This is a genomic window from Kangsaoukella pontilimi (genome assembly GCF_009830125.1).
Classification (GTDB): Bacteria; Pseudomonadota; Alphaproteobacteria; order Rhodobacterales; family Rhodobacteraceae; genus Kangsaoukella; species Kangsaoukella pontilimi.
In genome coordinates this window covers 138,785-164,456 of the sequence record NZ_WUPT01000002.1, presented here as the reverse complement: position 1 = coordinate 164,456, position 25,672 = coordinate 138,785, and the positions used below count along the sequence as shown (strand labels likewise).

Here is a 25,672-nt window from a genome sequence, read left to right as displayed (position 1 = left end):
TGGTGTCACTCCTTTCCGGGGGGCCGCGCCAGAAGCGCCTCGATTGCCCTGTCGATGGTAAGGCGACCTTCGGCCACAAGTGCGACCGTCTGGGCCAGTGGCATGTCGATGTCTTCGCGCGCGGTTTCCTCTGCAAGGGCGATTGCGGTTGCCAGCCCCTCGACCGTGACGCCCTCGGGCACGCCCTCGCCCCGGCCAAGGGCAAGGCCAGCGGCAAAATTCCGGGACTTCTCGGAGGTGCAGGTGAGGACAAGATCACCCAGCCCCGCCAGTCCCTGCAACGTCTCGGGCAGCGCGCCCCGCGCTGTCGCATAGCGCACCATTTCCGCGAAGCCCCGCGCAATGACCGACGCGCGGGCGCTGTCTCCCAGACCCGCGCCGATGGCGATCCCGGCGGCGATAGCGATCACGTTTTTCGAGGCGCCGCCAAGCTGCGCGCCCGCCGTATCGTCGCTGCGGTAGATGCGCAGAAGCGGCCGATTGAGCACCTCCTGCACAGGTTTCGCGCCATCGCTCATTGCAAGGACAAGGGCGGTCGGCAGGCCGCGCGCGATGTCGGTGGCAAAGCTGGGACCCGTGAGGCAGCCGGCGCGCGCCCCCGGCAGAACATCGCGGACGACATCCACGGGGCCAAGCCCGCTGCTCCGCTCGATGCCTTTCGCGCAGGTGATCAGCGTCTGACCGGTCAGCGCGCTCGCATGACCTTCCAAAAAGCCGCGCGCCGCCTGCGCAGGAACGGCGATCAGGGCGATATCGGCGTCAGGTATCTCTGCGCTTAGGGTCAGACTGTCGGGCAGTTCGATATCCGGGAGTGCCCGCCCTGTCTTCCGGCTCTCCGCCATTGCGGCAAGGTCATCGCCATCGCGCCCCCAGAGTGTGACTGGAGTACCGTCCCGAGACAGTGCGATGGCGAGCGCCGTTCCGAATGCGCCGGTGCCGAGAACGCTGATCCGTGTCATGCCTTGGCCCCTTTCTTGCCGGAGCCGAGCATCGGCGCCTGCGACCTGTCCAGTGGCCAGCGGGGCCGGGCGACCACCGGTTCCGATGTGTCATAGCCATCCCGCAGCGCCTCGATCCCCGCCCAGGCGATCATCGCGGCGTTGTCGGTACAAAGCTGAAGAGGCGGCGCGACGAAGCGTAGACCTCCATCCGCGGCCACCCTATCGAGCGCCGCGCGGATAGTCCTGTTTGCAGCCACGCCCCCGGCAACGGCGATGGCTGGCGCTTCGGGGGCATGGTCCAGATAGGCCGAAATGGCGCGCCGGGCCTTCTCGGCCAGAACATCCGCCACCGCCGCCTGAAATCCGGCGGCCAGATCGGATCGGTCCTGCCGCGTCAGCCCGCCCTTGTCGGACACGATCTTGTCCCGCTCGCGCAGAACGGCCGTTTTCAGGCCCGAGAAAGACATGTCGCAGCCCGGACGATTGAGAAGCGGTCGGGGAAAGTCGAAACGCGCCGGGTCGCCCTTGGCCGCCTCGGCCTCGACAGACGGGCCCCCCGGCTGAGGCAGCCCGAGAAGGCGCGCGGTCTTGTCGAAAGCCTCTCCCGGCGCATCGTCGATCGTGCCGCCCAGACGCTCGAACCGGTCGGCGCCATGCGCGATCAGGAACTGGCAATGCCCGCCTGACGCCAGCAGCACGAGATAGGGAAAGGCGAGATCATCGGTCAGACGAGGGGTCAGCGCGTGGCCAGCCAGGTGGTTCACGCCGACAAGCGGCACGCCGGACGCCGCCGATAGCCCCTTGGCCAGCATCACGCCCGAAAGCACCCCGCCGATCAGGCCGGGTCCGGCAGTCACCGCAATGGCGTCCAGGTCTTTCAGCGCGTGACCCGAGGCCGCCAGAGCCGCTTCGACGGCGTGATCCAGCTTCTCGGTATGAGCGCGGGCGGCGATTTCGGGAACGACGCCGCCGAATGCCGCATGAAGCGCCGTCTGGTCGGCCACGTTCGACGCGAGAATCGTCCTGTCCGAACGGACAACGGCGGCGGCGGTGTCGTCGCAGCTTGTCTCGATCCCCAAAACGGTCAGTGTGCGGGTCATGGCTCACGCTTGCCCAAGGTCAGACCGGCAGGTAACACCCAAGGCAAGCCCATACAAGCAAGGCACGGTCCATGGACGACGAGGGCGCGACAATCCTGATGACCCGCCCGGCGGACCGGTCGGCAGCGTTTCTGTCGCTCTGCGAGACGCGGGCGGGCCGCCGCCTGCCTGCCGTCGTCTCGCCCATCATCGAAATCCGGGACGAGGGCGATCTGCCCGATCTCGCACGGTACCGCACGATTATCCTGACCTCGGCCAGCGCGGTAGAGCGTCTGGCGCGAGAAGGACAGCTTGTGGGAAGAGCCGTTGCCGCGGTCGGGGACCGGACGGCGGCAGAGGCGCGGGCGGCGGGCGCGGATGCCGTGGCGCTGGGCGACACTGTCGAAGACTTCCTGCAGAACACAAGCTGGGTCGCTCCACCGGCCATACACTGCCGCGGCATCCATGCACGCGGGGATCTTGCCGCCCGTCTGTCCGAGCAGGGCATCTCTTGTGACGAAGCGGTGATCTATGACCAGATCGGTCGCCCCCTGTCCGCCGCAGCGCGCGGGCTCTTGACCGGTTCAGGACGGGTTGTTCTGCCCGTCTTTTCTCCCCGATCCGCGCGACTGATCGCTGAATTCGGAGGAATCACCGCACCCCTCTCGGTGGTTGCGATGAGCGATGCGGTCGCGGAAGCATGGAACGGCCCGGGAACTGTGCAGATCGCCCGCGAACCGACGGCTGACGCCATGTCCGAGGCTGTTCTGGCGTCTTTGTGACGCGCTCGCCTTGTTGCCACCCCCCCTGCGCACTAGAGTCTTTACGTTGAACTGGCCGGGTAAGCGGCCGTCTTCAGAAGGGCTGTTCTGTTTTGGCACGAAAGACGAAATCGTCAGAAAAGACCGAAGAAAATCAGGTAGAGGCCGACTCGGACACCGCCGAGGGCGATGCCACCAAGGACGAGTCGCAGTCGACCGAGCCCGAATCGGAATTGACAGAGGACGTGTCAGCGACCTCTGACAGTGAGGAAACCGCGACGGTTGAGGCCGATGATGGCGCTACCGATCCTGCCGATGCCGCGCTGGATCAAAACGACACCCCCGAGACCACCGAGGCCGATGTCTCGACCGAGGTTGCGGGCGTGGTTCCGGCCCGGTCCGAACCGTCTCCCGCAGTCGTTCCGCCCGCCGCGGCCGCCCCTGCGCAAAGCTCCGGGCCCGGTACCTTCGGCCTCGTTTTCGGCGGCCTTCTTGCCGGTGCCATCGGGTTCCTCGTGGCGACCTTCGCCGTTCCTGAAGGGTGGCCCAATCCGACCGACGATGGCCCGGATCCCATGGTCGCACAGCAGATTGCTGACCTTGAAGGACAGGTGAGTGCACTGGGCGACCGTCTCGATTCTGCACCTGAGCCAATCATCACCGAGGCAGGCGAGGTTGATCTTGGCCCGCTCGAAGAGTCGATCTCGTCGGTTCAGGCATCGGTGGATAACGTCGCTGCGCGTCTGGACGGTTTTGAAGCCACCTTGTCGGACTTCGAGACGCGGCTCTCCGAGGTAGAAACAGCGCCGCCGGTCGCACCGGATGGATCCGCAGCGATGGAAGCGCAGCTTGAAGCGTTCCGGAGCGAGTTGGACGCCGTAACCGAGGCCGCACGCACCGAGATCGAAGAGGCGCAGGCCCGCGCCGACCAGATCGAAGCCGATGCCGCCGCCGCGGCCGAAGCCGCGCGCCGTCAGGCCGCCATAGCGGATATCATGGCGGCTTTGGAAAACGGGACCGCCTTCTCGGATGCTCTATCGGAGTTGGGCGATGCGCCGCCAGCGCTGTCGGCGGTCGCGGAAGACGGTGTGGCCACGCTGGCCAGCCTTCAGGCGACCTATCCCGACCGCGCGCGTGCCGCGCTTCGCGAAACCGATCCGGTTGCGGAATCGGATGGGGCCGCCGACCGGTTTACCGCGTTCCTACGGCGCCAGACAAACGCGCGGTCGCTGGCGCCGCGCGACGGCAACGACCCAGACGCCATTCTGTCGCGCGCCGAAGCGGCGCTGTCGTCGGGTGACCTGCCCGCCGCTCTAACCGAGCTGGACGCGCTTCCGGAAAATGCCCGCGCCGCCATGGATGGCTGGATTGCGGATGCGTCCGCTCGGGCTGACGCCCTTGCCGCCGCCGCAGACCTAAACTGAGGATGTAACAGATATGCTTTGGTCCCTTCTGAAAATCATCCTGTTCCTGGGCTTTGTCGTCGCTGCCGCATGGGGCGCCGGAATGCTTCTGGAAACCGAGGGCGGCGTGCGCGTTGCCGTGGCGAATACCGAGTTCACGCTCGGGCCGCTCGCCTCGGTTATCGCGCTTCTGGCGCTGACCTTCGCGATCTGGCTGTTCCTCAAGCTGGCCGGACTGGTCGTGGCGTTCATCCGCTTCCTCAATGGCGATGAGACCGCGATCACCCGTTACTTCGCCCGCAATCGCGAGCGTAAGGGTTACGATGCGCTCGCCGAAGGCATGATGGCGCTGGCCTCAGGCGAGGCCAAGACGGCTCTGAGCAAGGCCGAAAAGGCAGACCGTTATCTGAACCGGCCCGATCTGACCACGCTTCTGACCGCGCAGGCGGCCGAACAGGCGGGCGATCGGAGAAAGGCCGAAGAGGCATACAAACGCCTTCTGGCCGATGACAAGACGCGCTTTGTCGGCGTCCGTGGCCTGATGAAGCAAAAGCTGGAAGATGGCGACACCGACACCGCCATGAAGCTGGCCGAGAAGGCTTTCGCGCTGAAGCCCAAGCATGAAGACACGCAGAATGTGCTTCTGACGCTTCAGGCCGATGCCGGTGACTGGACGGCGGCGCGGCGCACCCTTGGCGCCAAGCTGAAGCATGGGTCGATGCCGCGCGATGTTCACAAGCGCCGCGATGCGGTGCTCGCCCTTGGTGAAGCGGCGGATATCGTGGCCGATGACAAGTCCATCGAGGCGCGCGAAAAGGCGATTGCGGCGAACCGGCAGTCGCCCGACCTGATCCCCGCTGCTGTCATGGCGTCGGATGCCTATGTCGAACAGGGCAAGCCCAAATACGCAACCCGCGTGATCCGCAAGGCATGGGAGGCCGCGCCGCATCCCGATCTTGCCGGTGCTTTCGCACGGATCGAACCGGACGAAACACCTGCGGACCGGGTCAAGCGTTTTGGCGTTCTGACGAACATGCATCGCGACGACCCCGAGACGAAAATGCTGCAGGCCGAGCTTCTGATCGCTGCCGAGGATTTTCCGGCGGCCCGCAAGGCGCTTGGCGATCTGCCCGAAACCGACCCCACGGCGCGGTCGCTGACCATCATGGCCGCGATCGAGCGTGGCTCGGGTGCGGATGACGCGATCGTCAAGGGATGGCTGGCGCGCGCCCTGACCGCACCGCGCGATCCGCAATGGGTCTGCGACAACTGTCAGAAGATCCATGGCGTCTGGGGCCCGGTCTGCGACAAGTGCGGCGGCTTCGATACGCTCGCCTGGCGCCGTCCGGCCATGGACACTGTCTCTATCCCCTCGGGTGCCGAGATGCTGCCGCTGATCGTCGGCCAGATTTCGGACCAGAGCACAGTCGAAGATGCGGAGGCGGTCGAGGATCAGGACGACGACGCGACCGTCGTCGATCTGAACACCGAGCAGGCCAAGGAGGTGCCATCGTCAGAACCTGACGAGACTGAGGTGAATCAGCCTCCGGCCGACTTCGTCACCGATGACACCGACACAGAGCAGAGCGGCGACGACGCCAAAAAAGTTGCAGGTTAGATCTGGGCAAGCATCTGAAAGGCTGCTAATTGCCCGCTCGGATTGCAAGGGCCCACGCCTGAGCTTTCGTCCGACCGTCTGAACGGCGGTCAGACAGAAGAGTGCCGCTGTAGCTCAGCTGGTAGAGCACGTCATTCGTAATGATGGGGTCGGGGGTTCGAGTCCCTTCAGCGGCACCACTCTTCCCAAAGTCAGATTGGTTGCGTGTCTTATCGCCCCAACGCGTCCTGATGACCGACTTCTGCGTCACGCGGCGCCGACGCGGTCCTCACTCATGAGGGGCACAACGCCCGCCAGCGCGTAGCGACGGAGCGTCCAGTCGGGTGACAGCAGGCTCTGAGCCTCCCAACTGTCGCGGACGGCCCCGTGGTTGGCGGGATAGCCATCGCGCGCCGCTTTGGACCATCCCCACGCATAGGCGAGCGCAAGACCGGCTTCGTCCGGGGCGCGGTTGCAGGTCAGCCGTATCCGGGTGTCATCGACCTGTTCGGCGGACAGGATTTCCAGATCCTCAGGCGCGTCCTCAAGACGGAATCCATGCGGCCCGGGATCGAGCACCAGCGGCGTCAGAGATGTGAAGGCGGCCGTGATCTCGGTGCCGCTCCATGTCGCAAGGCGCAACTCGGGGCAGAACCAGCGGCCACCTGATTGGCATGTGGCAACGGCGAGCGCCTCCAGCTCGTCCATCAGCAGGCGCTCTGCCGGGTCCGGCGTGGATGGCATGTCGGGCATCAGAGCGTAGGGATAGGCGGGGCCAGCAACCACAACGCGGCCAGCCGGATAGGATGCTTCAAGGCGGCCCTCGGCCAGGATACGCGGCGCACGTCCATTCGTCCGGCTACCCGCCGACTGGCTAAGTACGAAATAAGGAAGCGTTCCCTGTCCGGTGTTCTGCGGAATGGCCTCTTCCAGCCAGCCGATCAGATCGCGGTAGGTCGCGGTTATCTCTGCTTCATCCGCGTCCGCCGCCCCTGAGCCAAGACCAAGGATCACCCGATCGACATGGACCGTTCTGTCATGTGAAGGGGCTGCTTCGTTCGCTTGGGCCAGGCGCTCGCGCAGCTTGCGGCGCAGTGTACTGTCTGCTGCAAAGTCCGACAGCGTGCTTCCGGCCTGAGGCAGGTCGAGCGCAAGAACCCCCGGTAAGGCAGTGCCGCGAGAGTCGAGATGGTTTGCCAGAAGAGCGCCATGGGCGCGCGCGGCAAAATCCGGTCCATGTCCTGAGAGCGTTTCATCCAAAACGTGCCAAGGAAAGCGCTCGGGCAACGGGCGGGGGATACCGCACCAATCCCCCAGGGCAATGACGCCACGCATCGTGGGCGGCGTTTGCGCGAGGGTCACGCCATGCCTCTCCTCGAACCCGATGACGCGCCCGCCCCATTGGTCGGACAGATAGTGCAAGCTGCCGCCGCGGTTTTCCAGCATCCACACATTTCCGCGCGTGCATGGCCACCGTTCTTTCGCGCGTGCGGTTTGCCGCGCTCTAGACAGGCGATGCAGGGTTTCGCGATAGAGTGGCAGACGCTTCCTCGCCCGGATCCGGGTATGGAAGTCTGCGGCTTTCAAAGACCGGTCGAAACAGCCGCCGATCGCCGTCTCCAGCAGCCCCGCGTCCTGCAGCGAAGCAACCGGGTCGTCGGACAGGCCTGGCAGCCGTAACATGACGCTGCCAGTGGGCAGTGAACCGGCGGATGGGCGCGGTCCTGCCAGAGGGTCATAGAACAGGTCCACCGGCGCGGCATCGGCCGGCCAGTTCGACGGTATGCTGTCGGGGCATATCGCCACTTTCTGAGCCTTGGTCAGAGCTCCGCCAAGGCGCAGGATGAGCGATCCGGCCTTGCCCGCCCCCAAAACCTTGAGCGCCCCATAGGGTTTGAACAACCCTTCGTTCGTGAGCCCGGAAATGATCCGCTCCAGCCTGTCGATCTCGCGACCGTCCTGAGTGACCTGCAATACAAGCTGGCTCCATCCATGATCGATGCATAGTTTGTCAGTGACACGATCAGACAGAGCTGCGTCATCGCGGCCGGGCAAAAGCTCGACGCTGATGAACAGGGTGGACGGGTTGCGTTCGGTGAACCTGATGACCTGATCATGTTCCCGCCGGAAGAACCCGTTCGAGGGGCCTGCGGGAAAGACCTCTTTCCACCATTGGGGGACGTCCGCTGCATCCAGTGTGGTGGTGGCATCCTGGCCAATTTCGGATTTCGCAGACATGGCGTGATCAACCCGCATAAATGATTTGAGCGCCGACAATCGCGGCAGAGAGCCGGTCCCCCGGAACCCCGACCACAAGCGCCTGTTCGGTCCCGCATTCCATCCGAACACCGTCCTGACATTCGGCAAGGGTGACAGGGCCGATCTCTGCCCAGTCCGTGAGGTCGATCAGGAGGTCGGTCTCACCACAAGTGATGACCTGCGGCAGGCCCGTGCGCCGGAGCGTCAGCCGGGAACTACCGGGCCGGGCGTCGATGGTATTGGCGCCGCCTTCCACGACGATGTGGGTGTTGCCTGTCCCGCTTTGGATCGTCGATTGCCCATGGCCACTGAAGATGGTTGCGTCGCCATCTCCTGCACGGAGCGTATTCTTCCCGCCCGGACCGCCGTGAAGCCGCGTCTCGCCCCTGCCACCGGTCAGGTGATCCGAGCCCGCGCCGCCGTGAACGACGCCGCCGGCGGCCGCGGTAACGGTATTGTTGCCGTCTCCGCAGCGCACAGAGACACGGTCGTGACTGGCAAGGATCGTGTTATTTCCGGGCCCAGTGTAGATGTCCAAGCCGAACCTGCTGTGCCCGTAAATAAGTGAGATGTCGTTATCCCACAAATTTCCGAAGATCGAAATTTTATCGATCTTCCCGCCGCCATCGATGCCCCATTTGACGGTGCGCGTTGCGGGCGACATCTCGAACCGGCTGCCCGAAGACAAAGGCGAGAGGAGTTCGGTACACTCAACTGGGCACCCCGCTTTCGCTTGGGTCCGCGCAGTGCCCGTCACAAACACCTGCGAGGTGCCGGCTTGCTGAGCAGAGCCAGCGTCCGTCGTCATACTGACCGACAAGGCGCGGCGCGTGCGTTTCCCTGTCGAGCCCAGATCGAAACCCCATTCGACCGCGACAGTTGTGAGCCGGTCAAACGTGTCACGGTAGTCGGGGTGATCATGCGCGAGGTTATGGCTGAGCCACTTGTCCTCCTCAACGTCGTGGAACTCCGACCCGCCGTCGGGATACAGGTTCAGGCGCCATGGGCCGCTTCGAATGCCGATCGCGCCGAACTGAAAGCTGGGGATCGCGCGGTCGGGGTCGCCGCGCTTGCTTTCGACGGCGCCTCTGAGACTTCTGCCGTGGGTGCGGAACAGAGGCTGACACCCAGAGTAATCCAGGATCGTCGGGCCGATATCGATCAACCCGACCGGGTCCTCGACAACCCCTCCGGGATTGGCGGGGTCGTAGATCATCAGCGGCACGCGGGTGCATTCTTCGTAGAGCGTTGATTTCCGAAACCGACGCTTGTCGCCCAGATGATAGCCGTGGTCGGAATAGATGACGACGACAGTATTCTCCGCATGGGGCGAGGCCATCAGTGCGTCCCAGACCCGCCCAAGGTGATAGTCCATGTGGCTGTAACACGAGAAATAGTTGCGCACGGACTTTCGCCATTCATCGAGGTCCTCGGACGCGAAATTTTCCTCGATGAACTCTTGCGGGAAAGCGGCCAGATCGAACCCCTTCTTCCAGTCCTCGGGTTGGACGAAGGCGTTTTCGTCATACATCTCCTTGAAGCGCAGAGGTGTCTTGTAAGGCAGATGCGGGTGCAGGAACCCGATCTCGCGATAAAAGGGCGCGTCGCCCTCATAGCCTTGAATGAACGAGATCGCGTCATCGGCGGACTGGCTGTCATAGTAGAGCCGGTCATGCGATGGGTCCGTTGTGGCCGCGCCTCCGCCCAGTCCACCGAACTTCTTGGTGGGTACCTCGCGCCGTCGCGGCGGCGCGATGTTCAGCGCACGGGGTTTGTGAGAATAGAGCACGTCATGCAATTCAGGCGGCTGCGGCGAAAACGCGTGATGGATTTTTCCCGCGGTCGAGCAATAGTACCCTTTCTTCCTCAGCCGGAATTGCCAGAGATGGTCCGGCCGAACCACGTGGTAGAGTCTTGTGTAATTGTCGAAAATCCCGGTTTCACACGGTGACAGACCGGTCAGCATACTGGCCCGAGACGGTCCGCAGATGGGCACCTGACAATAAGCCGAGGTGAAGGCGGTCGAGGCGTCGAAAATCCTGTTAAGGTTGGGCGTCAGAAGCTCGTGACCGAAATCATTCCGGTAGCGCCAGAAGGCGTTTCCGTCATCGATTGAGATAAGAATGATGTTCCGGTCCTGATCCACGATTTTCCCGATGCCCGGCCCTATTCGCCTTGCTCTGTAGACTTGGCCTTTTGTTCAAGCCGTCGCCTTCGAAATGCCGTCCTGAACCGCTCCATCCGCTCAGTCTGGCCCCTCCTGTCCAGTTCGGCCTCAACAGCGCGCCGGTAGATGAGCAGATTGCGACGGCCGCGGATCATCCGGTAGAACATCGGCTCGGTCAGAGTACCGGTTATGGCCGCTGTCATGAAAGGCTTCAGCTGATCGATCCGGCGCAGCACAACGGCGCTCTTGTGGCCGAACCAGAAGCCCTTCAACCGGACCAGCCGGTCCTGCGGCAGACGATCCACGTGGCGCAGATCGTGTTCTACTGCGGGGTCGTAGAGCGCAAAAATCCTGCCCGCATGTTCTGCCGAGATCGCAGCGTCCGAACAGGGCAGGGACCAGTCCTGCACACGTCCTTTCGCAAATCTCTTGTCCCACGGGACGATGGAATCCTCGAGTGTTGATTGAGGGCTGAGCGCCACAACTGTCGCGCCCGGCGCGAATTCGGAGAAGGCAAGTGCACCGAAGCCGCCCATCGACGTGCCGATCAGCGCGACCCTTTCGAAGCGCCGAAAGAAGCCGGACTCAGCGAGCCGGGCAAACTGATCTATCAGCCACATGTCGCGATACCAGGTCGGGCCGCGTGCGAAAACGCCGAGATGGCTCCACCCTTGGTCATGAACGAACTTTCCGGCCCACGGCTCGACATCATAGTTCGGATTTCCAGCGTCGGAGAGATTATCGAAAGAAACGACCAGTTGGCGCCGGCTTCGCTCGACAAAAGCGAGCGCGTGATCGTGGGACTTTTCGTAGAACCCGTTCCTACCGCCTGCGGGAAAGATCTCCTGCAGCCAAGTTGGCGCATCGCCCGAAGGCGTTGCGGGCTCTGCCGCGGCATTGGTGCCGGCCGTCTCGTTGGAAAGACTGCTCAGCGACATCGCTTATTCACCTGCGTCTGCCGGTTCATTCTGCTCCGAAAAGGACAGTCTGGTCCTGCCCGTTTTGTTCTTTTCTCGACTGTATTCGCCTTCGACAGTCAAAAAAACAGCAAATGTGCCCTGGTGAGGCGCTGACTGGTGTCGGCAACGCGTCATCTCGATTTCAGGAAGCGCTTGCAGGCACTCTGCGATTGGGACAGCTTGCGGCAGGGTGCACCGTTTTGCGGTTCCGCTCCTCGCAAGAAACTCCGTCGCGCAGGCAAATTGCCCGGTTCGATCTGCGCGTCTTCGAACGCATGAGACGTTGAATGGCAATTCCCGATACTCTTGCAGCACGTCTCATTGAAGTTACGAAGTCCCACGACCTGAAGGGCCCGTTTCTGATGCTGGGGCGCCAGCGATTTGTCGGAACCCGCAAGGGCAAGGCTGCCAAGCTCTTGCAGGACACGATCGAGACCTACCTGCCCGGCCTGTCGGAAGACGACCTGCGGAATCCCGGTGACGAGTATTCCGAGACATTCTTCGAAAAGCTGGGATACTCGCAGGTGGACTCGCTGGACTTCTCCCCCTTCGAGGGCGCGAGCATCATTCAGGATCTGAGCGGAGATCTGAACCCCGACCTGCACGGGCGCTTCAACACGATCTACGACGGCGGCACGATCGAGCATATCTTCGAGCTTCCGACGGCCTATCGGAACGTGGATCGGATGCTGAAAGAGGGCGGCGTCTTCATCGGGCATTCGCCGTGCAACAACTGGATCAACCACTCGTTTTACCAGATCAATCCAGAGATGGTTTACGGCTTCTGGGAAAAGGCCATGGGGTACAAGATCCTGCACATGATCCTGCAACCCCTCTTGCCGAATTTCTCGGATCGGGTGGTGACGTCGACAAATCCGAACGAGACGGGCGTACGTCCGCGTCTCAGCGGCAAACTGCCGAACAACTCGCCGATCATGTTGTGCTTTGCCGTGCAGAAACCATTCGGCGTCCAAGGCTCACAACGCGCGTATCAGACCGATTACATGGAGAAGTGGGAGAGATGAGCGAAAGACGCGTCAATGATCGGTCGGACACGCAGCCAAGCGTATGGAGAAGGTCACTAAACCGATGACAAAGACGGACATCGCGCCGGAGTTGAGCGCGTCTCATGCTGGCAATCCGCTACCGCCTTCTTCGCGATACGGACGTGGCCAGATGAACCTGACCGACCTCGCGGATCGCTACAAATCCGACAAGGGTTCGAAAAAGCACCGCTACACCGAGCTGTATCAGCTTCTGTTTCTGCCATACAGAAATCTGCCGATTTCCTTCCTTGAGATGGGCTTGCAGATCGGTGGACCGGAGCATGGCAAGCACGCGGATCGCCAGACAACCGATTTGCCGTCCATCCGCATGTGGCTGGAGTATTTCCCCAAGGCACATATCCACGGGCTCGACGTCTCGGACTTCAGCTGGTTCGAAGACGAGCGTTTTACATTCCATCGCTGCGACATGGACACGCGCGCCAATATCAGGGCCGCCGCAGCAGGCATGAGCGACAGCTTCGACATAATCATCGACGATGCCAGCCACGCGTCCCACCATCAGCAGAACGGATTCCTCGAGCTTTTCGGCAAGGTGAAGTCCGGCGGACTTTACATCATCGAGGACCTGCGCTGGCAGCCGGACGTTCTTGAAAAGCCGGGTATCACGAAGACGGCCGCGCTTTTCCAGAGTTACATCAAGTCAGGGGTCTTCAGCCACTCTCAGCCAGACATCGCCGCAAGCTTCAACGCATCCCGCATCGACATATCCGGCTGCTTCATCTTCCAGGCCCATTTCGACAAGACGCGAAAAGATCAGGTGCTTGTTGTTCAAAAGCGCTGAGGAGACCGCGCTGCGAGCGGATCACTCGGGCTTGAAGTAGTTTTCGCGTATCCATTCGCTCAGTTGCTGGATATGTGCCGTCTCGGAGATCTCCTTGACGCGGTTCTTGTGCCACCTGACGGATGAACGGTGTATCTCGGCGAGTTTCGCGTCTTCCCACAGCGTCTGCCATTCGGCACGTGCCCGCGGCAGGTTTTCATCGATCCAGCCGGCGTTCTGACCCCCAATCGAGCGCACTCGATAATAGTGATTGTTATAGCGGTCGCCCTGCGTGACGACACAGCCTCGATCCTGCTTCACAAGATAGCTTTCGACGCTGCGCAGCGCGTAGTGGTTAAGGCAGACCAACTCGTACCCTCCGCGGCGGTCCAGACCGTTCTGAGGGTTGGCGTAGGTGAAATCCTTGGATAGTGGCCGCCCCGAACCATCCAGCCAGACGAAATCGTCTTCCGTTCCCTGATGCAGGAAAGGCCGGTGGGCCTGAAGCGCGGCGACATTCGACATGCCCTTGACGATCGTCTTGACGCCGCGCCGTGCCTGCCAGTGGCCGGGTGCGGGTGTTTCGTGTTCGCGAAAGTCTTCCGTGATCCAGCCGTCTTCGAATTTCCAATGCCCGCCAGAACTGAAGTTCAGTTCGCTCATGGACAGCGCATGGAACGGTCCTGCGGCATCCAGCAGATCGGTGAATCTACCCTCTCCCGTCCTGATGACGACGAACTCATCCACGTCGATGCACATCACGTAATCCGAACGCCTCACCAAGGGCATTTCCTGGGAATACTTCAGCGCAAGGGGCTGGAAATAGGTCGAGTCCGCGACGCCCGCCGGGTTCGGAAGATGTGTGACAATCCCCATTTCGTCCAGACGGTCGAGAAGAACATCAGTCCCGTCATCGCAGTCATTTGTAAAGACGATGAAATTCTGGATACCGATCGAGCGATGGTAGGCGATCCACTCAAGGATGAACGGAGCCTCGTTGCGCATGCACGTGACAATGGTGACTTCGGGGTCTGCCTTGTCGTGTTCTGCTGACGTGAGCCGCACTTTCGGCGCTTCGAGCCCAGAAAGCTCCGGCCTGTGCAACACCCAAACAGTCCCCGGCAGGTGATCCTGATCGACGACGAAGCCGAGGTCGATGAAGGATTTCAGGACGTCTTTCTCGCCTTGACGGCCGTACAGTCTTGGATGCGTCTCTATGATAACCGTGCGGACACCTTCCAGACTACTGTGATTGAAGAGGCCGAGTTCTCCCCCTTCAATATCGCTGATGATGACCGACGGCTTCACCTCTGCGATCAGGTCATCGAGCCCGAAACAAGGCACCGAGACAGCCTCGGTATAGGGTCGCGAGTCGGGCTCCATGCTGGAGCCCCAGAAATCGTTCCTGAGATAGAAAACGGTGCTTTCGCCAGTGCCGTCGGCAACCACGCCATGGCGCAGTTCAGCATCCGACACGCCATTCAGGCGCTGGGTTTCGCGGATAACGTCCAGCAAGCCGGGATGCGCTTCGACCGATACGATTTTCTCGACGCCTTCGATCTTGCCAACGAGACTTGAGACCAGTCCGATCCCACCGCCAAGTTCAAGCACACGGTCACCCGCCTTAACGAACTTGGCTGCTGCCTGGCACTCCCCGGCTTCGTAATTACCAAGCCGTATCTGCCGCTCGATCCGCCGCGTGATGATCTCGCGCACGAAGGGAATTCGAGCGCCATAGAGTTCGAGCTCTTCTTCGTAGTCTAGCTGCATATGGTCCGCCTGTTCTGCTGCCTTGGTGGCAGCCCCGCTCGTCGGATTTTTTGTTTTCCCGAAAAGCTAACCTGTCGTCACCCTTCCCTCAAGAACTTGCTGCCGGCCTGTCATTTGGGTTCGGACCGCCTGACCGTTCGGAACGCCACCGGAAAATTGCGAGCGGCCATGCATTGACCTATAGATGATCGGAACAGGCTTTGGAGGCCGCGTGGGAATGCCGAACCCGGAACCACTTTCGTCGATAGCGCTCGGATAGATGGGGCATAGATCATGAACGCCCATGAGCAAAAATCGGACGCGTGGCATGACGCCTTGACGGAAGCCGCCAGAGACCGCGGCTACCTTGAGCACCTCGGACCTAACCACAAGGCACTCTTTCTCCGCGGAAACCGGACGCTGGTCGTGACTTTCGACAATCTCGACGACACGCGCCAGTCACCCGACCGTTTGCCGTGGGCGGTGAACTTCATTTCCAGTCACGGGTGGTCGTCTCTGGGAATCATGGCGCATGGCCCGACGTGGTACCGGGACGAGAATGTTTTCCGTTTCTTCGACGAGTTGGCGGAAGACGGCTTTTTCGATGGCTTTGACAAGGTCGTCTTCTACGGAACCTCGATGGGAGGCTATGCGGCGGCGGCCTTTTCGGCGGCGGCGCCCGGTGCGACTGTAATCGCCGTGAACCCGCAGGCCACACTCGACCGCGACCGCGCGGGCTGGGAGACGCGGTTTCGAGCCGCCTGGAAGCATGATTTTACAAGTCGTTACGGTTTCGCCCCCGATTGCGTCGCGACGGCGCGCCGCGTTTATCTGTTCTTCAACCCAAGTATCCAGGCCGACGCGATGCACGCCGCGCTGTTTTCCGGCGAGAACCTGATCAAGGTGCGCTGCGCCCATATGGGGCATGGGGTTCTGAGCGTCTGGCGCCAGATGGGTGTGCTGAAGAAGATCATCACGGGCTGTGTCGAAAACGATATCAGCGCGACCGAAATCCACCGGCTTCTCAGGGCACGCCGCGGCGCTGGCGCCTGGCAGAACTTTTTCCTGGAGCATCTGCAGAAGAAGCGGCGCCACCGTCTGGTCGAGCGGTTCTGCCTCGCTCTCGCCGACACGCGGACGGATGACAAATTCGTGCAAGCGCTCGCCGGAGCTCGGAAGGCTTTGGACACTTCCGAGACGTGATGAGCTATTGCGCCTAGCGGATCAGGCGAGCCGGGCTTCTGGTATGTGTTCTCCGGGCATCCGCACCTGCATGCGGCGCAAGGCGAGAAGGTCTTCGAACGGCATTGGACGTGCCATGCCGTATCCCTGAAGTACGATGCGACCGAAGCTGCGAAGAATTTCGACATGGGCGTCGGTTTCCACGCCCTCCGCCACGACCTCGATATTCAGCGCGCCTCCGATATCGATAATCTTTCGGACAAGGTCGAGGTGACGGGGCGAGTCCGTGATTGGCTTCACGATAGCTTGGTCGATCTTCATCGCCTGAGGATTCACCGCCATGAGGCCGGCAAGCGATGCCCGGTGGCTACCGAAGTCGTCGATCTCGATGTCGACGCCTTGCTCCCTGAGCGCGTCGATGGCCCATGTGATGGACTCAGCGGGATCGTCCAGTGACATGGACTCCAGCAACTCGATCGCAACACGGGTGCCGTGATTGATCCGCTTGGAAAGCGTTTCGGCCAGATCGGCCTGCAAGAGCCTGTCAGCGGTGACATTGAAGCTGACCTTGGGCAGGAAAAGTCCGACCTCGGCCAGCCTCTCGACGTCGTTAACCACCTTTTCAAAGAGAATGGCGTCGATCTGCCCGATGACACCCAGTTCCTCAGCCACGGGCAGAAACCGTGTCGGGGGTATCCAGCCGTGTTCCGGGTCATACCACCGGCACAGCACCTCGACCCCACGAAGCTCGAACGAGTGCGAGTAGTATTGCGGCTGGTAGTAGGGCACGAAGGCGGCTGAATCTATCGCCGCGAGAAGACGGTCAGAGATGGCTTTCTTGTCCTGCGACTGACTTGCCATTTCAGCCGTGTAGAACAGGAAGCTGTTCCGTCCCGAGCGTTTGACCTCGTAGAGCGCAAGATCCGCATTGATCAGCGCGCTTGCCGGATCGTAATCGGCGTCGCGACCGAGGGCGATGCCGATGCTTGCGCCGACACGGCAGGTGTGGCCGTCGAATTCGATCGGTTCATCGATACTCTCGATGATGCTTCGTGCCGTGCGCGTCAGTTCCTCTTCTGAAACCTCGTGGAAATAGATGATCAGGAATTCGTCGCCACCGATGCGGTAACACTTTATGTTCTTGCCGCAATGCTGCTGCAACTGCGAGGCCACGACTTTCAGGATGTGATCCCCCGCGACGTGACCCAGTGCATCGTTGACCTCCTTGAAGCGGTCGATATCGATTTGCATCAGACAATAGTCTTCGGGCGTCTCCTCGGCCCGGCGCACAAGGCTTTCTAGATCGGCATCCGCCTGGCGGCGGTTGCCGAGTTCGGTCAGAGGGTCATGCATCGCCAGCCACTCCATCTCGTGACTCGAGCGTTCGAGTTCGGCGAGGTTGCGGGCGATGATTTCTTGCTGTTCCTCATTGCGGCGCGCCAGCGCATTCCGCTCGGTCATTTCGATCCTGAGCTGTTCCAGCGCGGCGCCAAGGCGATCGAAGCCGAAGGCGCGTTCGCTCAGGCTGAACGGGGTACCCAGATCGCCCGAGGCCATCTGCAGGATTTTTGAGGTCGCGTAGGAGAGGGGCTGAACAAAGCGCCGTCTGGCCTGCCAGACAAAGGCGGCGGACATCAACCCGATCAAAAGCGCCGTGACGACCGACATCGTGGCATAGATCTTGACCCAAAGCGTCGTCGATTGCCGGACATCGTTCGAATAGGCCTGAATTCGGGACGATAGCTCGTCCATCAGGCCGTTAAACGCCGCGAGGCTTTCCAGTCGGGCGGCACGACTCTCGCGGATCGGCTTCCAGTAGGTCTCCAACCGGCTCGTCGCGCTCACAACGGCGGCGCGGTCGGTTTCCGGCGCACCCACAAGCCTCGCAAAACCGGTCATCCGAAGTTCGAGCTGTCGCACAAGGGTGTCTATTTCGGCCTCGATCTGGGGAAGATCGTTTTCCTGAAGCGCAGGGGCCTGTACGCTTTCCCGCAACGACGCCAGGAGCCGGTTTATCCGGTTCAGGGCGAGGTTGTGGCGCCGGAAATCAGCCTGCCGAAGGCGTTCGGTCCTCGCGTCTTTCAGCGTGGTGCCCTCTTCGTTCGAGACGTCGTAGAGCCGCGCCTGAAGTGCACGGACATAGGCTTCGCTACCCCACAAGGCACGTCGCGTGGCGCGTGCGATGGATTCATCGTCAGCGTCGATGGCGGCCCGGATACTGGTCTTTAGCCGCGACGAATTCGGCGAACATATACGGCCCGCGGTCTCGGTTTCGCCGGCTTCGCAGCCCTTCGGAAGGGCCGAATAATCGAGGCCACGAAGGGATTGCCGCAACACATCGGGAGGACCGGTCTGCGCCAGACGATCGAAGGCGGCCAGTTGAAGCTGAATGGTCTGAGACGCCAACATGGTGCCGGACAATAATTCCTGAAGCTAATTGATGCGGCGGTGATTACCGTCAAGAGCGTCGGATCGCCGGATGCTGGCCTGTTCCTGCTCGCGAAGGTCCAGTGCCCAGTTTGCCGTCAGGCGCTGAAGTTCTTCGATTGAACGCAAAACAACCGCTTCGAACGGGATGATCGTTTTCCTGCTTTGCTCGGTTGCGGTGACCCGCTCACGAGCCTCTTGGATAATCGCGGAAAATGCGCCTGCAGCGCCGTCACGCAGGTCGCTATTGGCCGATTCCGATACGATCGCTTCGAAATCGTCAAAGGCGCCGAGGATCCTTTCAGATGATGTGTCCTCGCTGTTGAGCGTGCTCTGCGTGATCTTGTTTTGGAGCCGTTCACGGGCGCTGTCCGCCTCGGCGCTCCATGCCCAGTGGTCGATCTGTTCCTGAAGCCGCATGACTGCCAGGATCTGCGAACCGATCAGGATGATGATGGCCAGTGATGCCGTGATCAGAACACGGCGCAGGCCACCGGCCAGCACCGTGTTGTTGAACTCAGATCCCGAACCCGTGACCATCCGAAGGTGCTATCGGCAGACCATTACGGTCGCGTTGCCGCGATCATGGCGCTTCGAATGGCACTTGTAGTCGTATTCTTCCTGGGTGTCGTAGTGATACCACTTCAACTCGGCATCGCCTTCGACAGCCGCAGCAGCCGCGATGATCGGCCAGACAAGCGAGCCCGTCAGGTCTTCGGTTTCCGAGTAATCGGCTGCAATTGTCTCGGGTTCGCGGTTGTCGGCTATGACTGTGCTGCCCTGAAACAGGTTCACGCCCATTCGCGATCCGACGAAGGGTTGTGTTGCATCGTGCATCGCCATGATGGCTGCTTCGATACCTTCCGACTCGACGATCGCAATCATGGCGTCGGCCAATTCCTTGGCCTCGGCCTTCGTTCCGAAATCGCCATCGGCAAGAGCCATCGTCGGGATGGCGGCCATCCCGACTGCGCAAAGGAGTCCTTTTTTCATATTCTTTCTCTCGCTAGACGCGCCCACCCGGCGCTTCGTCTAACGGGAAAGGGTTTCAGGAAGCCTAATCGCTGCTAGGCCAAGGGGCCGCCTCGCCAGCCCCTCTTGGCACTAGAAATCGAGGTTTTCGACAGTGAGCGCGTTCTGCTGGATGAACTCGCGGCGGGGTTCCACCACATCGCCCATCAGCTTGGTGAACAGGTCGTCTGCCTCGGCCAGATCCTCGACTTTGACCTGCAGAAGCGTCCGCGCCTCGGGGTCGAGCGTGGTTTCCCAGAGCTGATCAGGATTCATCTCGCCCAGACCCTTGTAGCGCTGCAGGCTGAGACCCTTTTCGCCTTCTTCCAGGATCGTCTCCAGCAATCCGAGCGGCCCCAGCACCGGGACACCCCTATCGCGCCGGATCAGCGTTGCCGGCTCTGCGTAGATTTCCTGAAGGTCTTCGGTCAGCGAGCCAAGACGTTTCGCCTCGCCCGAACGCAGGATCTGACCGTCGAGCGTTCTGACTTCTTCCACGCCACGCAGCACGCGTGCCAGCCGGATGCCCTTGTCCTGGGTGATCCGCCCGGTCCAGCCACGTTCATATTCGAGCGACACGAGATCCAGACGCGCGGCGACCGCATCGGCCACCCCTTGCAGGTCGGCATCGACCGCGCCCGGTACAAAGGCCCCGGCGATGGCGGCCTGCTCTACGATGGTCGGCGGGTAATGGGTCGGAAAGGCCTGAATGACACGCTTGACCTGCCGCGCTTCGGTCACGACGCGCGCAAGGTCTTGCCCGACGATTTCCTCGCCCGAGCCAAGCCGCAGCACCGCCCCCTCGACACCCATGTCGATCAGGTAGTCTTCAAGCGCGGCGGTGTCCTTCAGATAGACCTCGGATTTGCCGCGCGACACCTTATAGAGCGGCGGCTGCGCGATATAGAGATAGCCGCCCTCGATCACCTCGGGCATCTGCCGGAAGAAGAAGGTCAACAGAAGCGTCCGGATATGCGCGCCGTCCACGTCGGCATCCGTCATGATGATGATCTTGTGATAGCGCAGCTTCGAGATATCGAACTCGTCCCGCCCGATGCCGGTGCCGAGCGCGGTGATCAGCGTACCGATCTCCTGGCTCGACAGCATCCGGTCGAAACGCGCGCGCTCCACGTTGAGGATCTTGCCCCGAAGCGGCAAAACCGCCTGATTGGCCCGTGCGCGGCCTTGTTTGGCCGACCCGCCGGCCGAGTCACCCTCGACAAGGAAGAGTTCGCGCTGAGACGGGTCCTTCGCCTGACAATCGGCCAGCTTGCCCGGAAGAGATGCCACATCCAGCGCGGACTTCTTCCGTGTCATCTCGCGCGCCTTTCGCGCCGCCTCGCGGGCGAGCGCGGCTTCGATGATCTTGCCGACGATCATCTTGGCGGGGCCGGGGTTCTCTTCGAACCACTCGGCCAGCTTTTCGTTCATCAGCCCTTCGACGGCGGGACGCACCTCGGACGAGACCAGCTTGTCCTTGGTCTGGGACGAGAACTTGGGATCGGGCACCTTGACCGACAACACGCAGGTCAGCCCCTCACGCGCGTCGTCGCCGGTGAAGTTGACCTTTTCCTTCCGAGCGATCCCAGACGATCCGGCATACAGGTTGATGGTCCGCGTCAGTGCGCCCCGGAAGCCGGCCAGATGCGTGCCGCCGTCCCGCTGGGGGATGTTGTTGGTAAAGGGCAGCACCGTCTCGTGGTAGCTGTCGTTCCACCACATGGCGACTTCCACAGTGATCCCGTCACGCTCGCCCTCGATGAAGATCGGCTCTTCGATCATCGGCTGCTTGTGCCGGTCGAGATAGCGGACGAATTCGCGCACGCCACCGTCATAGAAGAACTCGGTCTGCAAAGGCTCTTCGGGGCGCTCATCGCGCAGGATGATCCGCACACCCGAGTTCAGGAACGCCAGTTCGCGCAGACGGTTTTCCAGCGTCTTGAAGCTGTAATCCAGGTTCGAGAAAGTCGCCGTAGACGCGAGGAATCGCACCTCGGTCCCCTTGCGGCCGTTGGCATCGCCCTCGACCCTCAGATGCTCGACCGTCTCACCGCCTTCGAAACGCGCGTAGTGCTCTTTGCCGTTCCGCCAGATGCGCAGCTCCAGCCAGTCCGAGAGCGCGTTCACGACGCTGACGCCCACGCCATGCAGACCGCCCGACACCTTGTAGCTGTTCTGGTCGAACTTACCGCCGGCATGAAGCTGGGTCATGATGACCTCGGCGGCGCTGACACCTTCTTCGGGGTGCATATCGACCGGAATTCCGCGCCCGTTATCGCTGACCGAGACGCTCTGATCGCGGTGGATAGTGACGTTTACGGCGTCCGCATGACCCGCCAAAGCCTCGTCGATGCCGTTGTCCACGACCTCGTACACCATGTGGTGCAGGCCGGACCCGTCATCCGTGTCACCGATATACATACCGGGACGCTTGCGAACAGCCTCCAACCCTTTGAGAACTTTGATAGAATCAGCGCCGTATTCTTCGCGCGCCGGTGCGGCCTCGGACATGCCGTTTATCCTTGTTATGGTCTTGGAAAATATAGGCGTTTTGGCGTGCGATGTCACGCCTGAGACACAATATTTGGTGGATCTCGTAACAGTTTCCCAAACGCCTTGTTCCGCAACGTCACGGGAACCGGCGGTCGCTTGCCGGTTGGCCGGTCCGGAGCGGCGTAGCTCCGCGCAAGCGCATGATCTGCGGGAACAAATCTGGCTCAAGCCGAGTTCTCTGCCCGTACGCGGCCAGCGCGCCGCTTGGATAAAAGGAAAATACGATGCGACACCTGACGATGATTACCGCCCTTGGTCTTGGCCTTGCTATGACGCCCGCGGCCATGGCTCAGGACAAGCTGGTCGACGAAGTGGATGTGAAGGTCGAATTCGATGACGTGAATGCCAACGCGCTCGACTTCTACCCGAATATCGAAACCGACCTGGAAACTAAGATGGCCGAAGTCTTCGCGCCGATGCATTCCGACGACGGGTACGACATCACCGTCAGCCTGAGCGAAATCAGCCTCGACGGATCGAAGCTGCTGGGCGCTGAAGGCGAGTTCAACACGCTCAAGGGCTGGGTCTATATCCGCGAGCAGGGCAATCCCGATCCCGTCGACAGCGTCGGCCTGTCGCTTCAGGCGAAAACCGGCGAGAGCGACCCGAACGCTGCCTTTGTGCTCGCTCCTGGAACCGACGATTTCTACCAGGCTCTGATTCAGCGTTTTGCCGAGCGTACTCTGGAAGAAGTCCAGGGTCTGTAATCCGGATCATCGCCACGACAGAGGCCGCGCCCAGACGGGCGCGGCCTTTTCATGTGAAGGGAATGATCAGTCCGACCGCGATCAGCAGGATGCCCGAGATCACGTTCGTCCGCTTCAGGGCGCGGGGTGAGGTCAGCAGCCGACGTGCCCGACCGATGAAGACGGCAAGCGACAGGTTCCCCAGAAGCGGGACGATGAAGGACAGAAAGCAGATGATTGCGATGTCACCCCAGGTCAGTGCCGTCAGGTCGAAGAACCCCGGCAGAACCCCCATGTAGAACAGGATCGCCTTGGGGTTGCCCAGGATCACGGCCATCCCGGCCAGGAAACCGGCCCACATGCCCGGCCGCGTGAGCCGGCTGTCCGACGCGATGCTCTTGTCCCGGTTCCGGATCAGAAGCGCGCCCATGGTCAGGAAGACGAGGCTCGCCACCCATGTGAGAACCGTCATGAAGCCCGAGAAGACCGACACGATCCACGTCACACCGAGGATCGCAAGAAGCGGCCAGAGCACGTCGCCCACAACGACCCCGAAGGCCAGCGGCCATGCCGCGTTGAAACCGCCCGACAAAGCGCGCGCCGTCAGCGCGACCCAGACAGGGCCTGGTGTCAGGAACAGGATCAGAAGCGCACCGGCGTATAGCGCGGCGTCGATAAACGTAATGGTCACGATCCCACCTCAGAGATGCCGTCCCGCTCGATCACGGCAAGGAATTGCGCGCGGGTCGACAGGTCTTCGAACAGTTCCGGCCCAGTGCCGGTCATCCAGGCCTGTGCGCCAAGCGCGCAGATTTCGTCATAAAGCGCAGCGCGGCGGCCGGCGTCCAGATGCGCCGCGACCTCGTCGAGCAAAATCAGAGGCGGCGCGCCCGTATCTTCCGCAAGTGCCCGTGCATTGGTCAGGATGAGAGACACCAGAAGCGCCTTCTGTTCGCCGGTCGAGCATTGTCCGGCTGGCACCCCCTTGGCGGTGTAGACAGCGCTCAGATCCACCCGGTGCGGCCCAGTCAGCGTGCGTCCGGCGCGCAGATCCGTCCCCCGCCCATCAGCCAGTGCGGCAGTCAGGGCGTCGCTCTCCTCGGGCAGGTCGCCCTCGGGGTGCGTCAGGCTCAGTTCAGCGGCGGGGAAGGCGGTTTCCGCGCCCTCCTGCGCCTCGGCCAGACGGGTGAGCGCCGCGCGCCGCGCCGCCGTAATGGCCGCGCCCGCCTCTCCCATGGTCCGTTCCAACGCGTGGTACCAATGGGCATCCCGCACCATGTCCTTCAGAAGCCTGTTCCGCTCACGCATGGCCTTTTCATAGGTCAGGACGGACTGCGCGTGGTCGGGCGCAAAGCTCATGGTCAGTCGGTCCAGGAACCGACGCCGCCCCTCGGCTCCTTCGATCCAGAGCCGGTCCATGGAGGGTACCAGCCAGACTACGCGCGCGATTCCGGATAGCGCCACCTGTGGCGCGGTCTTGCCGTCTATCGTCACCGTGCGCGGCTGGCCCGGTTCGGCGCCGGTCCCGACCTCGCGCCCGGCCAGATCCGCCGTGATCTTCCAGCCGATCGCCTCGGGACGGCGGATGAATTCCTCCGCCGCCGCCCGTCTGAGACCGCGCCCCGGCGACAAGAGCGACACGGCTTCCAGGATGTTGGTCTTGCCCGCCCCGTTGGGCCCGTGAATCGCAACCGGCCGGCCGTCGAGCGACAGCCGGGTCAGCCGGTGCGACCGGAAATGCGACAGCATGAGTTCGGTGACGGCAGGGGCCTGCATCACCCGCCCTTTCTTCTTGGCGAAAATACTCCCGCCGGAGGCGAAGACCGCAGAGCGGTCTTACACGCGCATCGGCATCACGACATAGACCGCCGTCTGGTCGTTGCCTTCGCGCATCAGCGTCGGATCGCCCGCAGAGTTGAACAGAAACACCGCGTTCTCCCGGTCCACCTGGCTGGCGATCTCCAACAGGTACTTGGCATTGAACCCGATCTCGAGTGCGTCGTCGCCATAGGCCACGGCCAGCTCTTCCTCGGCCGCGCCGCTGTCGGGGGCGTTGACCGACAGGACCAGACGGTCCTCGTCCAGCGCCATCTTGACCGCGCGCGAGCGTTCGGACGACACCGTGGCGACACGGTCCACTGCCTGCGCGAATTCGGCGGCGTCGACCTCCAGCCGGCGGGTGTTCCCGGACGGGATGACGCGGCTGTAATCGGGGAAGGTACCGTCGATGACCTTGGAGGTCAGCGTGATGCCGGGCGCTGCAAAGCGTACCTTGGTTTCGCTCACGCTGACCGCGATCTCCGCCTCGTCGTCGTCCAGAAGCTTGCGCAGCTCGCCCACCGTTTTACGCGGGACGATCACGCCGGGCATATTTGCCGCGCCCTCGGGCAGCGGTGCGTCGATCCGGGCCAGCCGATGCCCGTCCGTTGCCACGCAGCGCAGCACCTGCGCACCGTCGGCATCCGCCACGTGCATGTAGACGCCGTTCAAATAATAGCGCGTCTCTTCCGTCGAGATCGCGAATTTCGACTTGTCGAAGAGCCGGCGCAGGACCGGAGCCTTGGCCGAAAAATTCGACTCGTATTCGGAGGAGGCCATCACAGGAAAATCTTCGCGCGGCAGCGTCGCCAGCGAAAAGTTCGAGCGCCCGGCATCCACCATCATGCGGCCGGATGCGCCATCATCGGTCAGCGTCACCAGCGCGCCGTCGGGCAGTTTGCGGACGATCTCGTGCAGAGTAACGGCGCTGACCGTCGTCGCGCCCGCGCGTTCGACCTTGGCCGGCGCATCGTCCACCACTTCGATGTCCAGATCAGTGGCGCGGAAGCGGACCGTGTCGCCCTCGGCTTCGATCAGGACGTTGGCAAGGATCGGAATGGTATTCCGCCGCTCGACCACGGACTGCGCCTGTCCGACCGCTTTCAAAAGCGCGCCGCGTTCGATCGAGAGTTTCATCGCCCTGTGCTCCCTCAGCTGCCGGGACGAAAAACCTATCGGTTTTCCCAGCCCGCGCAATAGTTTTCGGGACTTTCGGGCCAAGCGTCCGGGGCGTCAAGCCGTCCCGGACGAAT

20 protein-coding genes and 1 tRNA gene are annotated in these 25,672 nt (G+C 62.1%); 8 read left to right on the top strand and 13 right to left on the bottom strand.

Features of this window, described 5'->3' with window-relative positions:
• Window positions 1-5 precede the first annotated feature (5 nt).
• Window positions 6-959, bottom strand: a complete 954-nt coding sequence (locus tag GQ651_RS10200) for an NAD(P)H-dependent glycerol-3-phosphate dehydrogenase (RefSeq protein WP_160764157.1) — start codon at window positions 957-959, stop codon at window positions 6-8.
• Entirely contained in the window at window positions 956-2,041 is a 1,086-nt protein-coding gene (gene tsaD, locus GQ651_RS10195) for a tRNA (adenosine(37)-N6)-threonylcarbamoyltransferase complex transferase subunit TsaD (RefSeq protein ID WP_160764156.1), read from the bottom strand. Before tsaD ends, GQ651_RS10200 begins: the two co-directional genes overlap by 4 nt.
• A 71-nt stretch (window positions 2,042-2,112) precedes the next feature.
• Between tsaD and GQ651_RS10190 the strand changes: the two genes are divergently transcribed.
• The 4 genes from GQ651_RS10190 to GQ651_RS10175 all read left to right on the top strand — a co-directional run bounded on the left by GQ651_RS10190 (window position 2,113) and on the right by GQ651_RS10175 (window position 5,981).
• On the top strand, window positions 2,113-2,802 hold the full coding sequence (locus GQ651_RS10190) for a uroporphyrinogen-III synthase (RefSeq protein WP_160764155.1): 690 nt from the start codon (window positions 2,113-2,115) through the stop codon (window positions 2,800-2,802).
• Window positions 2,803-2,894: 92 nt separating this feature from the next.
• Window positions 2,895-4,205 (top strand): COG4223 family protein, encoded by a 1,311-nt coding sequence (locus tag GQ651_RS10185; RefSeq protein ID WP_160764154.1) that lies wholly within the window; start codon window positions 2,895-2,897, stop codon window positions 4,203-4,205.
• 13 nt (window positions 4,206-4,218) lie between these two features.
• Complete coding sequence (locus GQ651_RS10180; protein WP_160764153.1) at window positions 4,219-5,802, top strand: heme biosynthesis protein HemY; 1,584 nt, start codon at window positions 4,219-4,221, stop codon at window positions 5,800-5,802.
• 103 nt (window positions 5,803-5,905) lie between these two features.
• Window positions 5,906-5,981: transfer RNA gene (locus tag GQ651_RS10175), tRNA-Thr, on the top strand.
• Window positions 5,982-6,048: 67 nt separating this feature from the next.
• Here the strand turns inward: GQ651_RS10175 and GQ651_RS10170 are convergent.
• From GQ651_RS10170 to GQ651_RS10160, 3 genes are read right to left on the bottom strand one after another with little or no spacing between them, the layout of a single operon-like run.
• Window positions 6,049-8,019: a hypothetical protein gene (locus GQ651_RS10170; RefSeq protein ID WP_160764152.1), complete on the bottom strand. Its 1,971-nt coding sequence runs from the start codon at window positions 8,017-8,019 to the stop codon at window positions 6,049-6,051.
• Window positions 8,020-8,026: 7 nt separating this feature from the next.
• On the bottom strand, window positions 8,027-10,186 hold the full coding sequence (locus GQ651_RS10165) for a sulfatase-like hydrolase/transferase (protein WP_160764151.1): 2,160 nt from the start codon (window positions 10,184-10,186) through the stop codon (window positions 8,027-8,029).
• Between the two features lie 20 nt (window positions 10,187-10,206).
• Window positions 10,207-11,145: a hypothetical protein gene (locus tag GQ651_RS10160; protein ID WP_160764150.1), complete on the bottom strand. Its 939-nt coding sequence runs from the start codon at window positions 11,143-11,145 to the stop codon at window positions 10,207-10,209.
• A 308-nt stretch (window positions 11,146-11,453) separates the two neighbouring features.
• Between GQ651_RS10160 and GQ651_RS10155 the strand changes: the two genes are divergently transcribed.
• Together GQ651_RS10155 and GQ651_RS10150 are read left to right on the top strand one after the other, a co-directional pair.
• Window positions 11,454-12,191: a methyltransferase domain-containing protein gene (locus tag GQ651_RS10155; protein WP_160764149.1), complete on the top strand. Its 738-nt coding sequence runs from the start codon at window positions 11,454-11,456 to the stop codon at window positions 12,189-12,191.
• A gap of 64 nt (window positions 12,192-12,255) precedes the next feature.
• The gene (locus tag GQ651_RS10150; protein ID WP_227258135.1) at window positions 12,256-13,014 is read left to right on the top strand and encodes a class I SAM-dependent methyltransferase; all 759 of its coding nucleotides are present in this window, start codon (window positions 12,256-12,258) and stop codon (window positions 13,012-13,014) included.
• A gap of 21 nt (window positions 13,015-13,035) precedes the next feature.
• Here the strand turns inward: GQ651_RS10150 and GQ651_RS10145 are convergent, their stop codons facing one another.
• Complete coding sequence (locus GQ651_RS10145; RefSeq protein WP_160764148.1) at window positions 13,036-14,763, bottom strand: FkbM family methyltransferase; 1,728 nt, start codon at window positions 14,761-14,763, stop codon at window positions 13,036-13,038.
• 273 nt (window positions 14,764-15,036) lie between these two features.
• Here GQ651_RS10145 and GQ651_RS10140 point away from each other — a divergent pair, with 273 nt between their 5' ends.
• On the top strand, window positions 15,037-15,945 hold the full coding sequence (locus tag GQ651_RS10140; protein ID WP_160764147.1) for a hypothetical protein: 909 nt from the start codon (window positions 15,037-15,039) through the stop codon (window positions 15,943-15,945).
• A 21-nt stretch (window positions 15,946-15,966) separates the two neighbouring features.
• Here GQ651_RS10140 and GQ651_RS10135 read toward each other — a convergent pair whose 3' ends face one another.
• From GQ651_RS10135 to gyrB, 4 genes are all read right to left on the bottom strand, one after another.
• Window positions 15,967-18,333: a putative bifunctional diguanylate cyclase/phosphodiesterase gene (locus tag GQ651_RS10135; protein ID WP_160764146.1), complete on the bottom strand. Its 2,367-nt coding sequence runs from the start codon at window positions 18,331-18,333 to the stop codon at window positions 15,967-15,969.
• A gap of 24 nt (window positions 18,334-18,357) precedes the next feature.
• Complete coding sequence (locus GQ651_RS10130) at window positions 18,358-18,891, bottom strand: hypothetical protein (RefSeq protein ID WP_160764145.1); 534 nt, start codon at window positions 18,889-18,891, stop codon at window positions 18,358-18,360.
• Between the two features lie 9 nt (window positions 18,892-18,900).
• On the bottom strand, window positions 18,901-19,344 hold the full coding sequence (locus GQ651_RS10125) for a hypothetical protein (protein ID WP_160764144.1): 444 nt from the start codon (window positions 19,342-19,344) through the stop codon (window positions 18,901-18,903).
• A gap of 111 nt (window positions 19,345-19,455) precedes the next feature.
• Window positions 19,456-21,873, bottom strand: a complete 2,418-nt coding sequence (gene gyrB / locus GQ651_RS10120; protein WP_160764143.1) for a DNA topoisomerase (ATP-hydrolyzing) subunit B — start codon at window positions 21,871-21,873, stop codon at window positions 19,456-19,458.
• 266 nt (window positions 21,874-22,139) lie between these two features.
• Between gyrB and GQ651_RS10115 the strand changes: the two genes are divergently transcribed.
• A complete protein-coding gene (locus GQ651_RS10115; protein ID WP_160764142.1) occupies window positions 22,140-22,622 on the top strand; it encodes a hypothetical protein in 483 nt (160 codons plus the stop codon).
• Between the two features lie 49 nt (window positions 22,623-22,671).
• Here GQ651_RS10115 and GQ651_RS10110 read toward each other — a convergent pair whose 3' ends face one another.
• Genes GQ651_RS10110 through dnaN form a run of 3 tightly spaced genes read right to left on the bottom strand, consistent with a single transcriptional unit; the run spans window position 22,672 to window position 25,556 of the window.
• A complete protein-coding gene (locus tag GQ651_RS10110) occupies window positions 22,672-23,292 on the bottom strand; it encodes a LysE family translocator (RefSeq protein WP_160764141.1) in 621 nt (206 codons plus the stop codon).
• Window positions 23,289-24,377, bottom strand: coding sequence for a DNA replication/repair protein RecF (recF, locus tag GQ651_RS10105; protein ID WP_160764140.1), 1,089 nt, complete (start codon window positions 24,375-24,377; stop codon window positions 23,289-23,291). The genes GQ651_RS10110 and recF overlap by 4 nt, the downstream gene beginning before the upstream one ends.
• A gap of 60 nt (window positions 24,378-24,437) precedes the next feature.
• Window positions 24,438-25,556 (bottom strand): DNA polymerase III subunit beta, encoded by a 1,119-nt coding sequence (dnaN, locus tag GQ651_RS10100; protein WP_160764139.1) that lies wholly within the window; start codon window positions 25,554-25,556, stop codon window positions 24,438-24,440.
• Window positions 25,557-25,672: the final 116 nt, after the last annotated feature.